The following is a 17,757-nucleotide window of genomic DNA, read 5'->3' on the forward strand; positions in this document are numbered from 1 at the left end:
AATGAAAACGAATACGTACGCAGGTATCCCTGCCAAATACGCAAACCTGGAAACGGCCGAGATCGTCCTTATCCCGGTCCCTTATGATGGAACCAGTACCTGGAACAAAGGTGCAGATAAAGGCCCGGAGGCATTTCTGGAGGCTTCAGAGAATATGGAGCTCTTTGATATAGAAACCGGTACAGAAGTTTACAGACGAGGTATTCATCTTAGTGATCCCATTTTGGAAAATAGCAGCCCCGAAAAGATGGTAGATACTGTTCATAGTATCACCAAGGAATTTATTAAGAAGAACAAGTTCGTAACCGTTTTTGGAGGAGAGCACAGTGTTTCAATTGGCACAATCAGGGCATTTAACGACTGTTTTGATGATCTCAGTGTACTGCATATAGATGCCCATGCCGACCTGAGGAAATCCTACGAGGGAACTCAGTATAATCACGCTTGTGCGGTCTATGAAGCAAGCCAAATCACTAACCTGGTTCAAGTTGGAATTCGCAGTATGGATGTTAGTGAGATAGATGTAAACGAAGATGACAAAATGTTCTTTGCGCACGAAATGGTACAGGACGATTACTGGATGGATAGTGTAATTGAGGAACTCACCGATACGGTATTCATAACCTTTGATCTCGATGCGCTCGATCCGTCCATTATGCCTTCTACCGGAACACCGGAACCTGGCGGACTCCTTTGGTATGAAACTTTAGAGTTTTTGAAGAAGGTGTTTGAAGCGAAGAACGTGGTGGGATTCGATATAGTTGAACTTTGCCCTAATGAAGTAGATAGATCTTCCAATTTCCTTGCTGCTAAATTGTATTACAAGATGTTGAGTTACAAATTCAGCAATCTGGATGAGGAAGCAGAGTTCGAACTTGTGGAAACCGAACATAATTCACAAGTTAATCAACCAAAGAAATTTGATCTTGACAATGAAAACTAAAGGACAAATCTCTCAATTCATTGAGAAGTATTATTTACACTTCAATGCAGCCAGTCTGGTAGATGCGGCAAAAGGCTATGAGAAACAACTGAACGAGGGGTCGAAAATGCTCGTTTCACTTGCTGGGGCCATGAGTACTGCGGAATTGGGTAAGATCTTTGCTGAGATGATCCGGCAGGATAAAGTACATATCATATCATGTACAGGAGCCAACCTGGAAGAGGATGTGATGAACCTGGTTGCTCATAGTCATTACAAGCGCATTCCTAATTACAGGGATCTCACCCCACAACAAGAATGGGATCTACTGGAACAGGGTCTGAATCGGGTAACAGATACCTGTATCCCTGAGGAAGAAGCGTTTAGAAGGATACAACAACATATTTTCGAATTGTGGAAAGATGCTGAGGATAAAGGTGAACGTTATTTTCCTCACGAATTCCTGTACAAATTGATCTTGAGCGGTGTAATGGACCCCTATTTTGAGATTGATATCAAAGATTCCTGGATGTATGCGGCGGCCGAAAAGAACCTGCCAATGGTTGTTCCTGGCTGGGAAGACAGCACCCTGGGTAATATTTTTGCAAGTTACGTGCTCAAGAGCGAGCTCAAGTCTTCTACCATGAGATCGGGGATAGAGTATATGACCTATCTGGCGAAATGGTATTCCAGGAATTCGAAAACAGGTATCGGATTTTTTCAGATTGGCGGAGGCATAGCCGGAGATTTTCCAATATGTGTGGTCCCTATGCTTTACCAGGATATGGAACGAACCGACACCCCATTCTGGAGCTACTTTTGCCAGATATCAGATTCTACTACCAGCTATGGAAGCTATTCCGGCGCTGTGCCAAACGAAAAGATCACCTGGGGGAAACTAGGTGTAGACACCCCTAAGTATATCATTGAGAGCGACGCGACCATCGTGGCACCCCTGATTTTCGCTTATTTGCTAAATATGTAATTACTATGAAACGAATTATAGTAGATTATACCAAACTCGACGATAGTATACTGTCCAAATTAGTTGAAAAGTACCCTTATGGGTATGGTCCTGAAGACTTCATAGTCTTCAGGAATGCTAAAAATGAGGTAATTGAGTGTGTGGAAGTTCGAACCGAGGACACAATTTTTCTTGTTAAAGTGAGTAAACGCTTAGTGGCTGCAATGGAAGACTTCGAGGAGGATGAGTATTCGAAGGATGACGAACAAGATCCGCAAGAGGTGGAATACGATCAGGAGGAAGAAGAGTCTTCATATATTTAAAATGTACACTATTCAAACCATACAGGTTGCCCAGAGCATCAATATTCGTTCGGTGCGGGAAATAATTGATGGAACGCTGTTATTTCAGGATAGTGATGAATTATACTATAGCCTGGGGGCACGAAGCTATCTATATATCTTCCAGTTTGGAGTGGTGTGCTTCTTTAACCTGCCGGAAAAATCTGTACAGAAATACAAAAAAAAGATCCTTCAATTTTCGAAAGGTGAAGTTGAACCCAGATTGACCGATGATTTTTTAGTGAAGTTGGTTAGCGGAAAATCCATTGTGAGCACCACCGAAGTGATCCTGCCGGTTTTTGATGAAGAAATGATCCGTCTCGTAATGCTTCACACGGCTCAGAATGTTGCTTTGGAAAACTATACTTCAATGACGGAATCCTTACTGGAGGAAGCGGGAATTCATACTCATAATTTACAGAATAAAGGAGCCTTGAGGATTTCCAAGAAAAAACTCAAGATGCTGATCGGTAGAAACTTAACATTAAAAAATGCCATCTATGAGAACCTGTACATTTTCGATGTGCCTGAAATCGCAATTGAAAACCAACAACTAAATTCCTTAGACCAATCATTCAAACGTGAATTCGATCTCAAGAATCGCTATCGCCACGTAAATGATAGAATCAATATTATCAATGAAAATCTCCAATTGTTCAAGGATATTTGGGATCACAAGGAAAGTAGTACTTTAGAGTGGATCATTATTATCCTGATCTTCGTAGAGATCGTTGACTTATTTATTGGAAAATTGTTATAAACTTGAACAACTAAACTGTATGAATTATGGATCGTAGTTTCCACATATCTCTGCCCTGCAGGCACATTGCCGCAACGCGAGATTTCTATGTCAATATTTTAGAGGCAAAAGTTGGCAGGAGTACACGGAATTGGGTAGATATTGATCTTTTTGGGAATCAACTCACCTTTGCCAAAGCTGGAAATTTCAAGTTCGACTATCCAAATTACAGTTTTGAGAAGACGGTTTTACCTTCTTTTCATTTCGGGATAATCCTGGAGAAGCCCGTATGGCGAAAGATTCAAAAAAAGATTCAGAACGACGGAACATTCCATATACCCGAAACGACTTTCCTGAGTAATAAGGTTGGAGAACACACTTCTTTTTTTATCAAGGATCCTAATGGATATGTAATAGAATTTAAATGCTTCAGTGAAGAGGAAGACACCTTTCATACATCATAGTGCTGAACCTTGCTTTTAGGGAGTTGTAAAATTTCCCAAAGTGCAAATCCTATTACCACAATATATTCCAGTGCTACCATCCAAAGGTTTTCGGAGAAACCATTTTCTCCATAGGCAGAATAGCTAAGGAATATCATTCCACTCCATAGAATTGGGAACCGATATCTCGTGAACAAACACAGCAGTAGCGGCGTGGCAACATACCAGGGATGAACAGTGGTGGACAGCAGGAAGTACACTGATATTGCCATAAGCATGGCCGCTATGAGTTGATTCGTAGTTTTATTTTTTCTGAAAAAAGACAGGGCCAGTACTGCCAGCAGAACAACGATAGGTATGAAAGGTCCAACGATCTTAATGGGGTCCCAGCCGTATAATTCGAAACCGATCCATCGAACCAGGTAAAAGACACTCGCATTGAATTCAAAATCCCGAAACCACAGCGCGATGGTATTTGAAAAGTTTGAGATAAATTCCGAAGAAATAAAAGGCAGAAAACTTATTACTACGGTCCCGATCACCGTCCAAAAGAAGTATTTCAACTTCCAGAATCCCTTGCTGAAAATACCTTTGTCCACAAAATAATAGTAGAATAGAGGTAGGAAAAGTAGCGGTATCAACTTCGTTGAGATCGATATTCCAAAGAGCACTGCCGCCCAGAACCATCGGCCTTTGTGTAGCAAATAGAGCGACCAAAGCAGGAAGAACAGCATGACTCCCTCGAAGTGCAGGTTTCCTGTTAATTCGAGGATGATGAACGGATTGAGGAAGAACCAGAATATTTTGGAAATTGGCAGATGAAAAGCCTCCAGTAGTTTTTTTCCAAAGTATAGAATCCCAATATCCGCGAGGATGATCAGCAGTCGCAAAACAATAATCGACCCTAAAATACTCTTGCCTCCAAACAGGGCCGAGAGCGCAAAGAATAACTGATTCACGGGAGGGTAATTGCTGAAATTACTGGCGTTGAGGTCAGTCATCCCTGCTTTTAATTCTGCAGCATTTTGAACTATAACTTCGGAGCTGGCCAGGTACATATCGGGAGTAAATAGGTAGGGATTAACTCCCTGGCTCACTAACTGTCCGTCCCAGATAAACCTATAGAAATCTTGCGAAAGATTTGGAATGGCGGGCAGAAAGAGCAGCCTTAATGCAACCCCGATCCCGGCCAGGAGCCAGAAATTCCAACCGTGCATCCTGATGATGGCGTAGGTAAGGAAAAACAGGCCAACGTAGAGGGAAATCAGCTTCCCGAAATCATGTCGTTCCAGTTCATATCCGAAAGCCCAGTACAGCAGCCCACAAACTAATGCGAAGACTATGGGTGCGAAATTGGTTTTCAGATAGGTGAACATGGTTTAATCCTGCCATTCGGCTATAAACAAATTTGTGTCTCTCGTTCCACCGTTATTCCGGTTGGATGAGAACGCCAGGTATTTTCCGTCGTTAGAGAATACCGGGAAGGCATCGAAAGTCTCGCCATGTGTTACTCGTTCCAGGTTTTTCCCATCGACATCGATAAGGTATAAGTTGAAAGGGAATCCGCGTTCGGCCTCGAAATTACTTGAGAACAATATTTTTTCTCCACTTGGGTGGAAGAATGGACTCCAGTTGGCGTTGCCAAGGTTGGTAAGTTGTCGCAGATCACTACCATCGGCGTTGCAAATGTAGAGCTCCATTTCGGTAGGTTGCACCAGGCCCTGTGCTAAAAGCCCCTTGTATTCTTTGATCTCCTCAGGAGTTTTAGGTCTTGAGGAACGGAAAATGAGTTTACTTCCATCCGGAGAAAAGAATGCTCCACCATCGTAGCCCAATTCATCAGTGATCTGTTTTACATCGCTCCCGTCAATATTCATGGTATACAACTCCAGGTCTCCGGAACGCATGGAGGTAAAGACGATCTTATCTCCTTTTGGCGACACTGTAGCTTCAGCATCATATCCTGGCTCATCTGTAAGTTGAGCGGTGATGTTTCCTTCGAGGTCGGCCACAAAGATGTCGAAGGAATCGTACACCGGCCATACATATCTTCCATTCTTACGCAAGGGTACTTCAGGACATTCTTCATCTACCAAATGTGTGGAGGCATAAACGAAACTTTTGTTGTCGGGCAGGAAATAAGCGCAGGTGGTACGGCCCATTCCCGTGCTTATCATTGGAGGTTGCTGGTTTTCGAAGGTCTCACCTATATTCATAAGGAACATCTGGTCGCATCCCACTCCCCAATCTTTGTTGTTGGACTGGAAGACCATTTGTTTGTCGTCGAAACTCCAGTAGGCCTCAGCATTATCACCTCCAAAGGTGATCTGTCGTATCGATTTAAAGTGCTTTTCTTCGGGATAGATCAGGCTATCGACAGAGCCTTCCATGAATTCCTCAATGATGCTTTTGGGTTCCTCTGAAGTGGCAGGAGCAACCTCAGTTTCTTTTTCGGTGGAATTCTTACAGGAAATAAGCACAGAAAGTAACAAAAGTGACAGTATAAATCTCATTTTTCAGTTATTTTTGTGCAAAAATAATGATATGCGTTCAATTCTAGCTTTATTTCTAGTTCTTATTCTGTTTTCCTGTAAACAAGATACCAAAATGATGGTGACCATGGAGGAGGATGTGGCCTATTTAGCGGCCGACAGCCTCATGGGTAGAGCAACAGGAACATCTTACGAAATGCTTGCTGCTTCCTACCTTTCAGATCGTTTCAAGCACATGAAGCTGGAACCCAAAGGGGACAACGGCTACATACAGGAATTCAGTTTTAAACCAAGTACTAATCCTCATGAGCAGGCCAAGACCACAGATAAAGGGGATAGCACCTTAACGGGGAGAAATGTAATCGCTTACCAGGATAATAATGCTGCCACCACAGTTATCATAGGGGCACATTACGACCACCTGGGTATGGGTGGCCAGGGTTCGCTCTACCGCGAAGGAGAAGCAATCCACAATGGTGCCGATGATAATGCGAGCGGAGTGGCACTGATGATGCGCCTGGCAAGAGAACTCAAAGACAAGAATACCAACAACAATTACCTGTTCATTGCATTTTCAGGAGAAGAAATAGGATTGTTAGGGTCGAATTATTTCGTAAAAAATCCAACCATCGACCTATCGAAGGTTAACTATATGATCAATATGGATATGGTGGGAAGGTTGAATGAGGAGAAAACAGTAGCTGTTCACGGTGTTGGAACTTCACCTACCTGGAAACAAACTCTTTTTGCAAACAACAACGGGGAATTGAACATTGCCGAACACGAGAGTGGTATTGGCCCAAGTGATCATACTTCTTTTTACATCATGGACATTCCCGTACTTCACTTTTTTACGGGGCAGCACGAAGATTATCACAAGCCTAGTGATGACGCCGATAAGCTGAACTATGCCGGGATGGAGACTATCTTCAACTATATCACGAAGATAATCACTGACCTGGACGATAACGAGAAACTGGCTTTCAGAAAAACAAAGAACGAGAGTGAAAATGTACCTCGTTTCAAAGTGACCTTAGGTGTAGTTCCGGATTATCTATATACCGGTGAAGGAATGCGAATCGACGGGCTTAGCGAAGACAGGCCAGCCATCAAGGCGGGAATTGAGAAAGGTGATATCGTGAAAAAGATGGGTGAGTTCGAAGTGAAGGACATGATGAGTTATATGGAGTGCCTGTCAAAATTCGAAGAAGGTCAGACCGTGAAAGTAGTTGTTGAACGGAACGGTGAGATGGTAGAGGTGGATGTGACTTTCTAGAAATTCCTGGCAATTGATATGGTGATCCAACCGTGCAGGAAGGTTTCCGGGGCACGGGGTGAGGCGTAGTTGTAGCCAATATTGTATTCCATTCGTTTTTTTCTGAAGAAACCCTCCAGGCCATAAGTAAAAAAGTGTTCTACCGGGTCGACCGTGAAAATGGAGCTATCCTCGCGGAAAAATCCTTCCAGCAGACCATCGTAGATCACGTAGCGATAGGCGAACTTCACAACAAAGAAGAACTCGGGTTGGATCTTTCCAATTTGGTGATAGGCCATAGTTTGCCTGAGATTCCTTCGCTTTCCGAAGTAAAAGTTTGTACCATTCTCCAGGAATATATCCTTGGTTCCCAATGCTACCTTCGGGCTCCAGGCAAAATGCACTCCGAATTTATCGTCAATGAGTTGCCAGTCGCGAGTATAAGTGGCGTAAAGATTCATATGAACGGCATTCTCGATCTGCCCGATCCATTCCGGGTTGCCGGACTCATTACTTGAATGAAACCAACTTTGAAATCCTTCTGCACCTGAAATGGGCCCCGTAACTCCCATTTGAAAGTTAAAGTCCAGGATTCGCCGATCGTTGGTAAAGGTCAATGCATTGATAATTGAGCTGTAGCCTGCATAGGGCCTGTCGAATAAGCGAACGTTGGTTTCCGTGATGTTGGAGGGGGTGTAGTATTCCTGGGATATACCCAGCAAGAGTTGCTTACGGTCTCTGTCCTCTTCCAGTTCATTCAGAAGTAAACGATAATTGATAAAGGACCCCGTCGTATAGTACCAGTCCGTGAACAACAGGAAATCGTTGTCGTGGTGCAGTTCGATCTGATTTTTGTAAAAGGGAATTTCTTCTTCCGAATCAGGTGTTTCCTGAGTGAAGCCTTCAGAAGAGAAAAAAAGGAATACCAGCAATGCGATGATTGCCCCCTTTGGTTGGTTCATACGTCAAAAATAGAAAAAGAAATGAATTGTGTGCATACTCCTAAAAGCTACGTGCATATGATAGGATTAGATACTGGTGTGTTTGGGTCATTGAAGTCTCGTCTGAATGAAACCTGTAACTCACTATATAGTCGTTTTGTTTGAACCGGTGTTTAAAATCGAATCCCACCCGGTAATAGGATTCCAGTGGTTCCACAAGGTACACCGAATCATCATCAAAGGCATTTCCTTCCAGTAAGCCATTGTATCCTACCCAACGATACGCAAATCGAAAAGCGAAGAAGATTTCCCTTTCGGTGCTTCCTATCTGATCGTAAGCGATACTCGAATTCATGTCGCTACGCCTCCCAAAATAAGCCACAACTTCAGGCTGAAGATATTGATCTCTGCTCCCGTAAGCCACTTCAGGTTGAACGGCGAGTCGAACGCCAAATGGATTGGGTGCCAGTTGCCATTCCCGGGCGTACCTGGCGTATAAATTCATATGGAATGTATCTGAAAGCTCTGCCACCCAGCTCTGTGGATCTGAAACAACCACGGCGTTGTGATACCAGCGCTGAAAGGCCCCTGCACCGGATGATCTACCTGCCAGCCCCAGTTCGAGTTCAATTTTCAGGAAATTCTCGGGGGTAGTCAGAGACCATCCGCTGTTGAGACCTAGATAACCGGCATACGGCCGGTCCATTTCTTCTATGAGTTCAGTACTTGTGTCGTCCGGGGTAAATGCTTCCACACCCAATCTAAAACTGAGCTGTTCGTATTCACTTCCAAAAACACCTTTGGAAAGACGATGTTTGTAAGTTAGGAATAGCCCAAAAGAATAGTAACGATCCGTCAAAACGAAGAAGTCATTATCGTGGCGTATTCCAAGTTGATGTTTTACTGAATTGGTTGGTTCTTCCTGTGCAGTTAGCTTAGCAGGAAATAGAAGAACCAATAGTAAAGTCAGACCTATTAGTCCGAGAGTCGTTTTTTTTCTAGTGAAAGACGGATTGTTATCGGAGGTGTCGATGGCTATGCCTTGCTGATTAGACTCTTGAAAAATACAAAACCGAAACCGATGAAAAGCATCAGGTGGAATGGAAACAAACCGAAATCACCACCCTGATCTCCAACGATGAAGGCACTGTACATTCCGAAGGCAAAATAAAGCATAAGGAGTCCTTCGATGATCACATTCGGACTTACTTTTTTCTTGAGGTACTTGTTGCCTTTCCAACCATCCTTTAGTGAGTTGATATTGAATTTAGGAGTCCTGATGAATTCACTCTTCTTCCCAAAATGCCCTTCCAGTACGGCTATGCTGTTGTGTAATGAGAATCCCATCGCGATGGAGAAAAAGGTAAAAAACATACCGGTGTATTTCAGGAATTGTTTGATCCCTCCTCCGTAAATACTTCGGAACATAAACCAGTAACAGAGGAAAAATATAATAGTACTGATCACAAAGAAGCTCATGATAAAGAAATATACCTTGAGGTGTTCGTACTCATTCTTGATGTAGAGCATTGGAATACTAAGGATGGCAACAATAAGTATATTCAGGAACATGGTGCTGTTGAGCAGGTGCATGATGCTATGCACTTTGGTCTTAAAAGAGATGTTGTCTTTCCTGAGGACACGTTTTGCCATCTTCTGAAAATTTTCTGCTCCTCCTTTATTCCATCGGAATTGCTGCGAACGGGCGGCACTTATTACTACAGGAAGTTCGGCAGGTGTCTCTACCCCTTCCAGATATTTGAATTTCCAATCCTTTAATTGGGCCCGATAACTAAGGTCGAGATCTTCCGTTAGGGTATCTCCTTCCCAGTTTCCGGCATCGATAATACATTCCTTTCGCCAGACTCCGGCAGTGCCGTTGAAATTGATGAAGTGACCGTGGCTGTTTCTACCCACCTGTTCCAGTGTAAAATGAGCGTCAAGCGCAAATGCTTGTACGCGGGTAAGCAAGGAATAGTTCCTGTTGAGGTGTCCCCAACGGGTTTGTACAACCCCTATCTCGGGATCTTTGAAATAAGGAATAGTGTTCAGTAACCAGTTTTTCTTCGGAAGGAAATCGGCATCAAAAATGGCGATGAATTCTCCTTTAGCAGTTTTGAGCCCTTCTTTCAGCGCGCCGGCTTTAAAGCCTACACGGTTTTCACGTGTTACATGCTGAATATCAAGCCCCGTTTTTTGTAATTCTTCTATCTGGGCTGCCGTGCTTTGGAAGGATTCATCGGTAGAATCATCCAGCACCTGGATCTCAAGTTTATCCTTGGGATAATCGATCTGGGCGATATTATTCAGTAGGCGTTCCATAACATACATTTCGTTATAGACTGGTAGCTGAATGGTTACGTGTGGTACTTCTTCGGGATTGGAAAGATCGATTTTCTCACAGCTAACTTCTTTTCTGCTTCTTGCTCGCAGATAATTAAACAGCAGGTTCAACTGGGCGATCGCATACAGGAATATTAGTATGAGTGCCACAGAATAAACGATCATAACTGCTGTTTCCAGTATCATCTTTTGAAGCTGTATTTAAAGATCCAACCTAAGATTTTTATGCCAGCAAAGATAGCACCTTTTACGGTTCCCGAAACTTTTGAGACACCTATTCGGTTTCGATATTTTACGGGAACTTCTACGCAGGTGTATTTTCGTTTAAGTGCTTTTAATTGCATCTCAACGGTCCATCCGTAGGTCTTGTCCTCCATGTTAAGCGCAAGCAATTTTTCATATTTGATCGCACGGAAGGGTCCCAGGTCTGTAAACTTTGAGCCGAAGAACAATCGCATGAGAAATGTGGCAAGCCAATTACCAAAGATTTGTGGAAGAGTCATGGATCCTGCCTCTCGCATTTCTTTTACTCTCGCCCCTATTACCATATCAATGTCATCCTCTAGAATGGGTGCAACTACCTCGTCTAGTTGTTCGGGATAATCACTGTAGTCACCATCCAGGAAAACTATGATATCCGGATGAGGAGATTCCGAAGCAACATAATCCATCCCCTTAAGGCAGGCATATCCGTAACCTTTTCTACCCTCCTGCAGTACAGTTGCCCCGGCTTCAGAAGCCACCTCTTCAGTGGTATCGGTAGAGCCATTGCTCACCACGATGACCTCAGAAACTGAATCCGGGATGTCGTGAATCACCTTTCCAATGGAGTCTGCCTCATTGAATGCGGGTATAATAACTTTGATTACAGGTGACATTTACGGCTTGGGGTTTGAACAGACGACCAAATAAAGGTGAATTGACCGATTAGACAAGGTAATTGGTCATTTTTTATTCACTAAAGTCATCAGATCAACGTCATTACCCAAAAGTACCTGGTTGGCATCGATCCTGTCATCCATTGGTCCGTTTTCCAGTTTAAGTACTCCCCTTGGGCAAACTGCTGAACAAATTCCGCAACCCACGCAACTGGCCCGCACGATATTTTCACCTTTTTGGGCATAGGCACGTACATCGATCCCCATCTCGCAGTAGGTGGAACAATTTCCGCAGGAAATACATTGTCCGCCATTAGTTGTTATTCTGAAACGAGAGAAGAGGCGCTGCTGGATTCCCAGGATGGCAGCCATCGGACAACCGAACCTGCACCAAACCCTACTTCCGAAGATAGGGTAGAAGCCAGTACCGATCACCCCACTGAAAATAGCGCCGATAAGGAAACCATACCACTGTCGAAGTGTAGAAGCTTCAAAAAGAAATATGTTGTCGTTACCACTTCCGTAGTGAATTCCCAGCAAGGCGATGATGATCACGAAATAGGAAATAGCACCATAGCGGGCATCCTTTTTCAGGGCATCCCTTTTAAAGAACCAGATAGCTGCGAACAGCAAGGTGAGAAATACTCCAACTCCAATGAGGAATACATCTTTGGTAAGCCAATAGGCATTCGGATCGTTACCCAGGTAAGTGCTTACTAGTGCGGTTGTCATTACAAGGGCGAAGACCAAGACGCTGTGGATCACCCATCGCTCTACTTTCCATGCAAACGTGCTCTTGTCCGATAAATGACGGAAAGGATCTCCAGCAGTCTCTGCCAGGCCACCGCAACCACAAACCCAACTACAGTACCAGCGTTTACCGTATTTGAAGGTGAGAATTGGAGTGATAATAAAAATACTGGCCACTCCGAAGATGAGCATGTACAAACCGAGGTTGCCTGAAGAAAGCAGGCCGTCCAATGAGTAGCTATCGAATAGATAATAATTCAATGGCCATACACTTTTCAGATCGTAGTAGGGGAGATTATAAGCTTCGCTTGCGTTAAGTCTTGCCATGAATTCGGGGATGAGGAAGGCGAAAGCGGTTTGGAAGAACATCACACTCATGGTTCGAATTCGTTCGTAGCGATTGTGGCGGTACTTCCAGATAAATTTTATTCCGAAGGCAAAAATGGCGATAGTATACAGCGTGCCGTAAACAAACCACTGACTAGCAGGATTACCGCTGAGGATTCTGCTTAATGGATCGAATAGAGCTATCACCCCGGTATTCTCTCCATTCGCGTTCAAACCGAGGAATTCAGCATAAAAATAAAGGATCACATAGAAACCGGTGAGGGCGATTCCCGAAATCCAGCCCCAGAATCCCCGACTCGAAACCGATTTAAACCAAACCCCGTGATTCTTGATCCCTTCGAGTTCATTTCCGTAGGCACCTTTTGCAAAGAGTATGATCCCACCAGTTATTGATAGTAAGGAGACTACGAGCCAAATCCCTTTATTTGGAAAATCCAGGTTAAAGCCAGCCAGTAAAAGTATAGCCAGCCCTATCATTCCCCAAAGAGTAGCGATCTTCTGCGTGGTGTTTAGTGTCTTGGGCGGTTCACCTGTAAGGCTCATATTTCGTTGAATGCGATCCATGGGTTAAGCGTTTACGGTTTGGTTGGAATATGCCGATATGATATCTTTTTCGAAGGTCTTGTAGAATTCCGGATCGAAATTGGCCTTGCGTAGGTGTTCTATAACATAATCGGTGCTTCGCTCTTCGGTGAGCCATTTGTCGAAGACCTCGTGCCGCATCCTAATTCCGAAGGTGTTGATGCCGAGGAATGTTCCATTATCCCTATGAGTTGCCACGGTGATGCATTTTGTATCATCCGGATGCAGCCAGTGAAAGTGCTCCTCATAGTCTGGTTTTCGATTGTCGCTATTCACCCAACCATAAGTCTGGTATTCGATATCAAAGAATTTCGCGCTATTGAACCAATGCCCCGGATTGTATTCGATGCGGTTGCCACAAAGGGTTTGTGCTACGGTTTCACCCATCATTCGGCCGGTGTACCATACGGCCTCAATGGGGCGTCTGTTGCCGATGGCTTGGTGTTGTTCTGCGCAATCTCCAATAGCGTATACATCGGGCACATTCGTTTCCAGGAAACGATTTACTTTAATTCCGCGCCCTAGTTCAATTCCGCTATCCTTCAGGAAATCAATATTGGGAGTAACCCCGGCTGTTAGTCCAACCAGCTGACATGGAATTTCCTCACCGGTTTCAGCAACTACGACCGCACGTGCCTTTCCATTCTCATCGGCCAGAATTTCTTTGAGGTTAACACCTAACCTTAGGTCAATATGGTGATTTTTGATGTGTCGATTAATCATTTCACTTTCTCCGGAAGGCAGCACCCCGTTCCAAAAGCTGGATTCACGTACCAGGAAGGTTACAGGGATTCCACGAGTGTGGAGCATCTCTGCCAATTCAATACCTATAAGGCCACCACCCACGATCACTGCCCGACGACAAATTTTGTTGTTAGGAGCATTATGTTCGAGATTTTGAAGGTCCTGAAACGAATACAACCCCTGAACACCATCCAGGTCTTGTCCGGGCCATCCGAATTTGTTCGACTTTGAACCTACCGCCAGTATAAGCTTATCGTAAGACAAGATATCGCCATCACTGAAGAGTAATTTTTTTTCTGAATGCTTTACTTCTTTTACAAATCCACGTTTAAGTTCGATGCTATTCTTTTTCCAGAACCAGTCTTCATAGGGTTTGGTATGCTCGTACTTCATATGGCCCATGTAGATATACATGAGGGCGGTACGAGAAAAGAAATAGTCTGTTTCAGCGGAAATAATGGTAATTCTCTTATCAGAAAGTTTCCGAATGTGCCGGGCAGCAGTAACTCCGGATATACCATTTCCTATTATGACGATGTGTTCCATAAGGTTGTTGTAGTGGCTTTTGAGTCGTATATAAATTTACGGAATTACAATAGATGAAGTTTTATAAACTGAACAACCTATTTTTGAGTTAATTTTCGGGGTCTGTAAGTTTGTGGAGTTCAGTTCCGACCTACACTATAAATCCTTACTTCAAATGAAGAAAATCGTCCTTTTACTATTCACTGTTATAACATGTGCCCTGTCCGGTATCACTGCTCAGAATAACCAACAATTCTTTGATGAGGCCGATGCACTCTTTGACAAATATGTATCGAATGGGAAGGTAGATTACACCGCAATAAAGAACGACCCTACTGATTTGAATTCGGTGTTGAAGCTTGCAGAAGAGGTGGTTGTGTCTCCTTTCAGCTCGGAAGAATACCAGGCTTTCTGGATCAATGCGTACAATATATTTGTCATCAAAGGAGTGATCGACAATTACCCGATAAAATCCCCTCTGGATGTTGAAGGTTTCTTTAAGTCGGTGAAATACAAAGCCAGTGGTACCAATGTAACTTTGGACGAATTAGAAAATAAAAAATTGCGTGGTGTATTTGATGAACCACGGATTCACTTTGTGCTTGTTTGTGGTGCCAAGGGTTGTCCTCCAATCATTTCTATGGCCTACAGGCCAAAAAATCTCGATTCACTGCTCGAGCAGCAAACTCGAAAAGCACTGAACGATCCGAAATTCATTCGGGTAGATGGAACAAAAGTGGAACTTTCGGAGATCTTCAAGTGGTACGAGGAAGATTTTGTGAAGGGGGATAGCAAGGTGCTTGAATACATTAATTCTTTCAGAAAAGATAAAATCCCGAACGATTCAAAAGTCTCATATTATTCTTACGATTGGAGACTCAACTCAATTTAAAATGAATTCTTTCTCCTGAACCGGGCATTCAATAATTCTAGCATTTCTTTAAGAAGCTACTTCAGAAATAATTAGTACTTTTTCACTCAAAATCAAACAACTTGAGAGGACTGCTACTACTACTTACGCTGGCACTTTCACAGGCGTGTACTGCTCAATCCGAAAAGATAAACGGCGTTAGTTTCGTGGGTTCACGTAACCCTGCTGAACAGAAACATGTGACTCCCGTGGCGGATGTTCAGGCCAATCATGCGGCAATTATGCCGTTTGGCTTTATAAGAAGCCTTGAAAATCCGGAAATTATCTATAATACGAGTCGGCAATGGTTTGGAGAAACTACCGATGGCGCATCTCAATACGTGGAGTTGCTCCATTCGAACGATATTCGGGTTATGCTAAAACCGCAAATTTGGATATGGCGGGGAGAGTTCACAGGTTATCTGAAAATGAAGACGGAAGAAGACTGGAATAAACTTGAATCCTCCTATCGAAAATTCATCCTGGAATACGCAGATCTCGCTCAAAGCTTGAAGGTTGATGTTTTTTGTATAGGAACGGAACTTGAGCAATTCATTGTTAACCGCCCTGATTACTGGAACAAACTCATCCGGGAAATTAAGAAGAGATACAAGGGGAAGCTTACCTATGCCGCGAATTGGGACGAGTACAAGCGCGTACCTTTTTGGAGAGAATTGGATTATATAGGAGTAGATGCCTATTTTCCTATTTCTGAAAGTGCAACGCCCACCATTGAAGAAGCACGGAAAGGATGGAAACGCTGGAAGAAAGAGCTCGAGGGAGTCTCCCGGTCAAATGGAAGGGAGATTTTGTTTACAGAATACGGTTATCGAAGCGTCGATTTTGCAGGGAAAGAACCCTGGCATACGAGCAGGGAGAAAAAGGGTGTAAATCTCGAGGCACAGGCCAATTTACTTACGGCCTTGTACGAAGAAGTGTGGAACGAATCCTGGTTTGCCGGGGGCTATATCTGGAAATGGTTCATCGATCATGAGAATGTGGGCGGAGTTGAAAACAACCGGTTCACACCACAGAATAAACCGGCCGGGATGGTGATGCAATACTATTATTCCGAAGAATAAGCGCTACGACAATCAATTTTCATCTGCCTTAATTTCGGCTTCAATCGTTCCTTTCAGAATAAAATCATCCGCTATCACATTTTCCTTTAGTTTTTCGAACACCGTGGGGGAGTTGTAGGTGATTCCATACACCGTTCTATCCATGGTGTGATCGAATGAGATGCTGATATTGTCATCTTGCTTAATTACTTCGGCTTTGATCTTCTCTTCTGAACTTTTCCCCCGAATGGTCATTATTCCTTTTAGTAATATGTCCGAATCGTTCAACTGAACCGCTTCCGATAGCATGAAGGTAGCCACAGGGAATTTCTTCACATGAAAGAAATCTTTATCGCGTAAATGATTTTTTAACTGACTGTTCTCCTGGTCCAACGTGCGCATGTCAACAACCACACTTAGACTGGTAAGTCTATCACCTTGAATTTGTGCTGAAGCTTCCATGACTTCCAGGGTTCCTTCCGGCGCATAACCTCCTACCGCGGCTCTCCCTTGCCAGGTAAGTGTTTTATTTTCTTGTGCGTGAACAAATGATCCCATGATCAATAACAGAATTGCAAGTAACTTTTTCATAGCACTAGTTTAAAACATTAGAAGTAGTGTGAATAGTCTCGTAGCCGCATACAACCTCGCCTTCTTTTGTGGTACCGATGAAATACCAAAGCGCCCAACCCCCAAATAATCGGTTGTCTACTCGCCAGTTCTCAGCCCAGGTATACGGTTCTCCCTGCTCCATGAAGGCCTTTGCCGTACCGAAGGTCTTATCGAGGTCCTTCAGCGGGTATTTCTTACGAAGGTTCCAGGTATTGTTGTAATAAAGATAGGCGCCGTACTCCGTGATGGTGATCTCACTTTCTTTGCACAGAATAGCGGTAGCGTGTTTCCAGAAGTAACGGTCATCGATCTTCACAGGATCGTTGATCTTTGGAAAATGCATCACTTCTATTATGCGTCGTTTACCGTCAAGTATTTCCGGCAGGTCTTCATTGGTTGGTGTTCCGTAATCTGCCTGGCAGAAGGCAAGGTGTACGAACATAAATATGGTGATGTGGATGAGTCCTTTCATTTTAGTCGTTCTTTGTCGCTGTCCAAACAGCAAGAAAACCCCTGTCTACTGCGTGGGTAGTTCCGTATAGTATTCCGTCTTCACAGTAAAAAGTTGAATTATATTCTCCACTATTGTCTCCCGAAACCAATGCAACGTAGATGATTCCTCTCTGGGTATTTACTCGACCTTCTCTAATAGCAACTGAACTTCTGTAGAATTCACCTTCTACAGAATTTTCAGAAATACTTGTGATACTCATCATAGCAAAATTATCGTCAGTGGTATCCTGTGGACTCATATCCAGCTTCCATGTTCCTACGAGTTCCTGAAGGTCGTCTTCGGTTATTTGAGCTTGCAAATTGCTTGCTGTTGAAAAGAATGTGATTAATACTATAAAAGCTAAAGTCTGTCGTTTCATGATTTTGTTTTTTCGAATTAATAGCGCAAAGATGT

The 17,757-nt window shown here is 43.5% G+C and carries 19 protein-coding genes; 8 read left to right on the forward strand and 11 right to left on the reverse strand.

Features of this window, described 5'->3' with window-relative positions; translation table 11 throughout:
* Position 1: 1 nt before the first annotated feature.
* From speB to J1N09_RS02250, 5 genes are read left to right on the forward strand one after another with little or no spacing between them, the layout of a single operon-like run.
* Entirely contained in the window at positions 2 to 943 is a 942-nt protein-coding gene (gene speB, locus J1N09_RS02230) for an agmatinase (protein ID WP_265197800.1), read from the forward strand.
* On the forward strand, positions 933 to 1,907 hold the full coding sequence (locus J1N09_RS02235; protein WP_265197802.1) for a deoxyhypusine synthase family protein: 975 nt from the start codon (positions 933 to 935) through the stop codon (positions 1,905 to 1,907). Before speB ends, J1N09_RS02235 begins: the two co-directional genes overlap by 11 nt.
* A gap of 5 nt (positions 1,908 to 1,912) precedes the next feature.
* Positions 1,913 to 2,209 carry a hypothetical protein gene (locus tag J1N09_RS02240; RefSeq protein WP_265197804.1) on the forward strand — a complete coding sequence of 99 codons (297 nt, stop codon included), beginning with the start codon at positions 1,913 to 1,915 and terminating at the stop codon, positions 2,207 to 2,209.
* Between the two features lies 1 nt (position 2,210).
* Complete coding sequence (locus J1N09_RS02245) at positions 2,211 to 2,987, forward strand: RMD1 family protein (RefSeq protein WP_265197806.1); 777 nt, start codon at positions 2,211 to 2,213, stop codon at positions 2,985 to 2,987.
* A gap of 26 nt (positions 2,988 to 3,013) precedes the next feature.
* Positions 3,014 to 3,430 carry a VOC family protein gene (locus tag J1N09_RS02250; protein WP_265197807.1) on the forward strand — a complete coding sequence of 139 codons (417 nt, stop codon included), beginning with the start codon at positions 3,014 to 3,016 and terminating at the stop codon, positions 3,428 to 3,430.
* Here the strand turns inward: J1N09_RS02250 and J1N09_RS02255 are convergent.
* Positions 3,418 to 4,785, reverse strand: coding sequence for a glycosyltransferase 87 family protein (locus J1N09_RS02255; protein WP_265197809.1), 1,368 nt, complete (start codon positions 4,783 to 4,785; stop codon positions 3,418 to 3,420). The genes J1N09_RS02250 and J1N09_RS02255 overlap by 13 nt on opposite strands.
* A gap of 3 nt (positions 4,786 to 4,788) precedes the next feature.
* Complete coding sequence (locus J1N09_RS02260; RefSeq protein WP_265197811.1) at positions 4,789 to 5,922, reverse strand: TolB family protein; 1,134 nt, start codon at positions 5,920 to 5,922, stop codon at positions 4,789 to 4,791.
* Positions 5,923 to 5,953: 31 nt separating this feature from the next.
* Between J1N09_RS02260 and J1N09_RS02265 the strand changes: the two genes are divergently transcribed.
* Complete coding sequence (locus J1N09_RS02265; RefSeq protein WP_265197813.1) at positions 5,954 to 7,177, forward strand: M20/M25/M40 family metallo-hydrolase; 1,224 nt, start codon at positions 5,954 to 5,956, stop codon at positions 7,175 to 7,177.
* Here the strand turns inward: J1N09_RS02265 and J1N09_RS02270 are convergent.
* The 6 genes from J1N09_RS02270 to J1N09_RS02295 form a co-directional block, all read right to left on the reverse strand.
* Positions 7,174 to 8,118 (reverse strand): lipid A deacylase LpxR family protein, encoded by a 945-nt coding sequence (locus J1N09_RS02270; RefSeq protein ID WP_265197814.1) that lies wholly within the window; start codon positions 8,116 to 8,118, stop codon positions 7,174 to 7,176. The two genes, J1N09_RS02265 and J1N09_RS02270, sit on opposite strands and share 4 nt — an antisense overlap.
* Positions 8,119 to 8,158: 40 nt before the next feature.
* Positions 8,159 to 9,055 carry a lipid A deacylase LpxR family protein gene (locus tag J1N09_RS02275; protein WP_265197816.1) on the reverse strand — a complete coding sequence of 299 codons (897 nt, stop codon included), beginning with the start codon at positions 9,053 to 9,055 and terminating at the stop codon, positions 8,159 to 8,161.
* A gap of 77 nt (positions 9,056 to 9,132) precedes the next feature.
* On the reverse strand, positions 9,133 to 10,626 hold the full coding sequence (locus J1N09_RS02280) for a cellulose synthase family protein (protein ID WP_265197817.1): 1,494 nt from the start codon (positions 10,624 to 10,626) through the stop codon (positions 9,133 to 9,135).
* Positions 10,623 to 11,318 carry a glycosyltransferase family 2 protein gene (locus J1N09_RS02285; protein WP_265197818.1) on the reverse strand — a complete coding sequence of 232 codons (696 nt, stop codon included), beginning with the start codon at positions 11,316 to 11,318 and terminating at the stop codon, positions 10,623 to 10,625. Before J1N09_RS02285 ends, J1N09_RS02280 begins: the two co-directional genes overlap by 4 nt.
* A 66-nt stretch (positions 11,319 to 11,384) precedes the next feature.
* Complete coding sequence (locus tag J1N09_RS02290) at positions 11,385 to 12,980, reverse strand: 4Fe-4S binding protein (RefSeq protein ID WP_265197819.1); 1,596 nt, start codon at positions 12,978 to 12,980, stop codon at positions 11,385 to 11,387.
* Between the two features lie 3 nt (positions 12,981 to 12,983).
* Entirely contained in the window at positions 12,984 to 14,288 is a 1,305-nt protein-coding gene (locus J1N09_RS02295; RefSeq protein WP_265197821.1) for an NAD(P)/FAD-dependent oxidoreductase, read from the reverse strand.
* 154 nt (positions 14,289 to 14,442) lie between these two features.
* On the opposite strand from J1N09_RS02295, the gene J1N09_RS02300 reads away from it, so the two are divergent.
* Both J1N09_RS02300 and J1N09_RS02305 read left to right on the forward strand, forming a co-directional pair.
* The gene (locus J1N09_RS02300; protein ID WP_265197823.1) at positions 14,443 to 15,159 is read left to right on the forward strand and encodes a DUF547 domain-containing protein; all 717 of its coding nucleotides are present in this window, start codon (positions 14,443 to 14,445) and stop codon (positions 15,157 to 15,159) included.
* 101 nt (positions 15,160 to 15,260) lie between these two features.
* Positions 15,261 to 16,259: a glycoside hydrolase family 113 gene (locus tag J1N09_RS02305; protein ID WP_265197824.1), complete on the forward strand. Its 999-nt coding sequence runs from the start codon at positions 15,261 to 15,263 to the stop codon at positions 16,257 to 16,259.
* A gap of 12 nt (positions 16,260 to 16,271) precedes the next feature.
* On the opposite strand, the gene J1N09_RS02310 is transcribed toward J1N09_RS02305, so the two are convergent.
* The 3 genes from J1N09_RS02310 to J1N09_RS02320 are packed head-to-tail and all read right to left on the reverse strand — an operon-like array spanning position 16,272 to position 17,722.
* On the reverse strand, positions 16,272 to 16,829 hold the full coding sequence (locus J1N09_RS02310) for a YceI family protein (RefSeq protein WP_265197826.1): 558 nt from the start codon (positions 16,827 to 16,829) through the stop codon (positions 16,272 to 16,274).
* 4 nt (positions 16,830 to 16,833) lie between these two features.
* Positions 16,834 to 17,322 carry a hypothetical protein gene (locus tag J1N09_RS02315; RefSeq protein ID WP_265197827.1) on the reverse strand — a complete coding sequence of 163 codons (489 nt, stop codon included), beginning with the start codon at positions 17,320 to 17,322 and terminating at the stop codon, positions 16,834 to 16,836.
* 1 nt (position 17,323) lies between these two features.
* On the reverse strand, positions 17,324 to 17,722 hold the full coding sequence (locus J1N09_RS02320; RefSeq protein ID WP_265197828.1) for a hypothetical protein: 399 nt from the start codon (positions 17,720 to 17,722) through the stop codon (positions 17,324 to 17,326).
* Positions 17,723 to 17,757: the final 35 nt, after the last annotated feature.

The organism is Aureitalea sp. L0-47 (genome assembly GCF_026126405.1).
Lineage (GTDB): Bacteria > Bacteroidota > Bacteroidia > Flavobacteriales > Flavobacteriaceae > Pukyongia.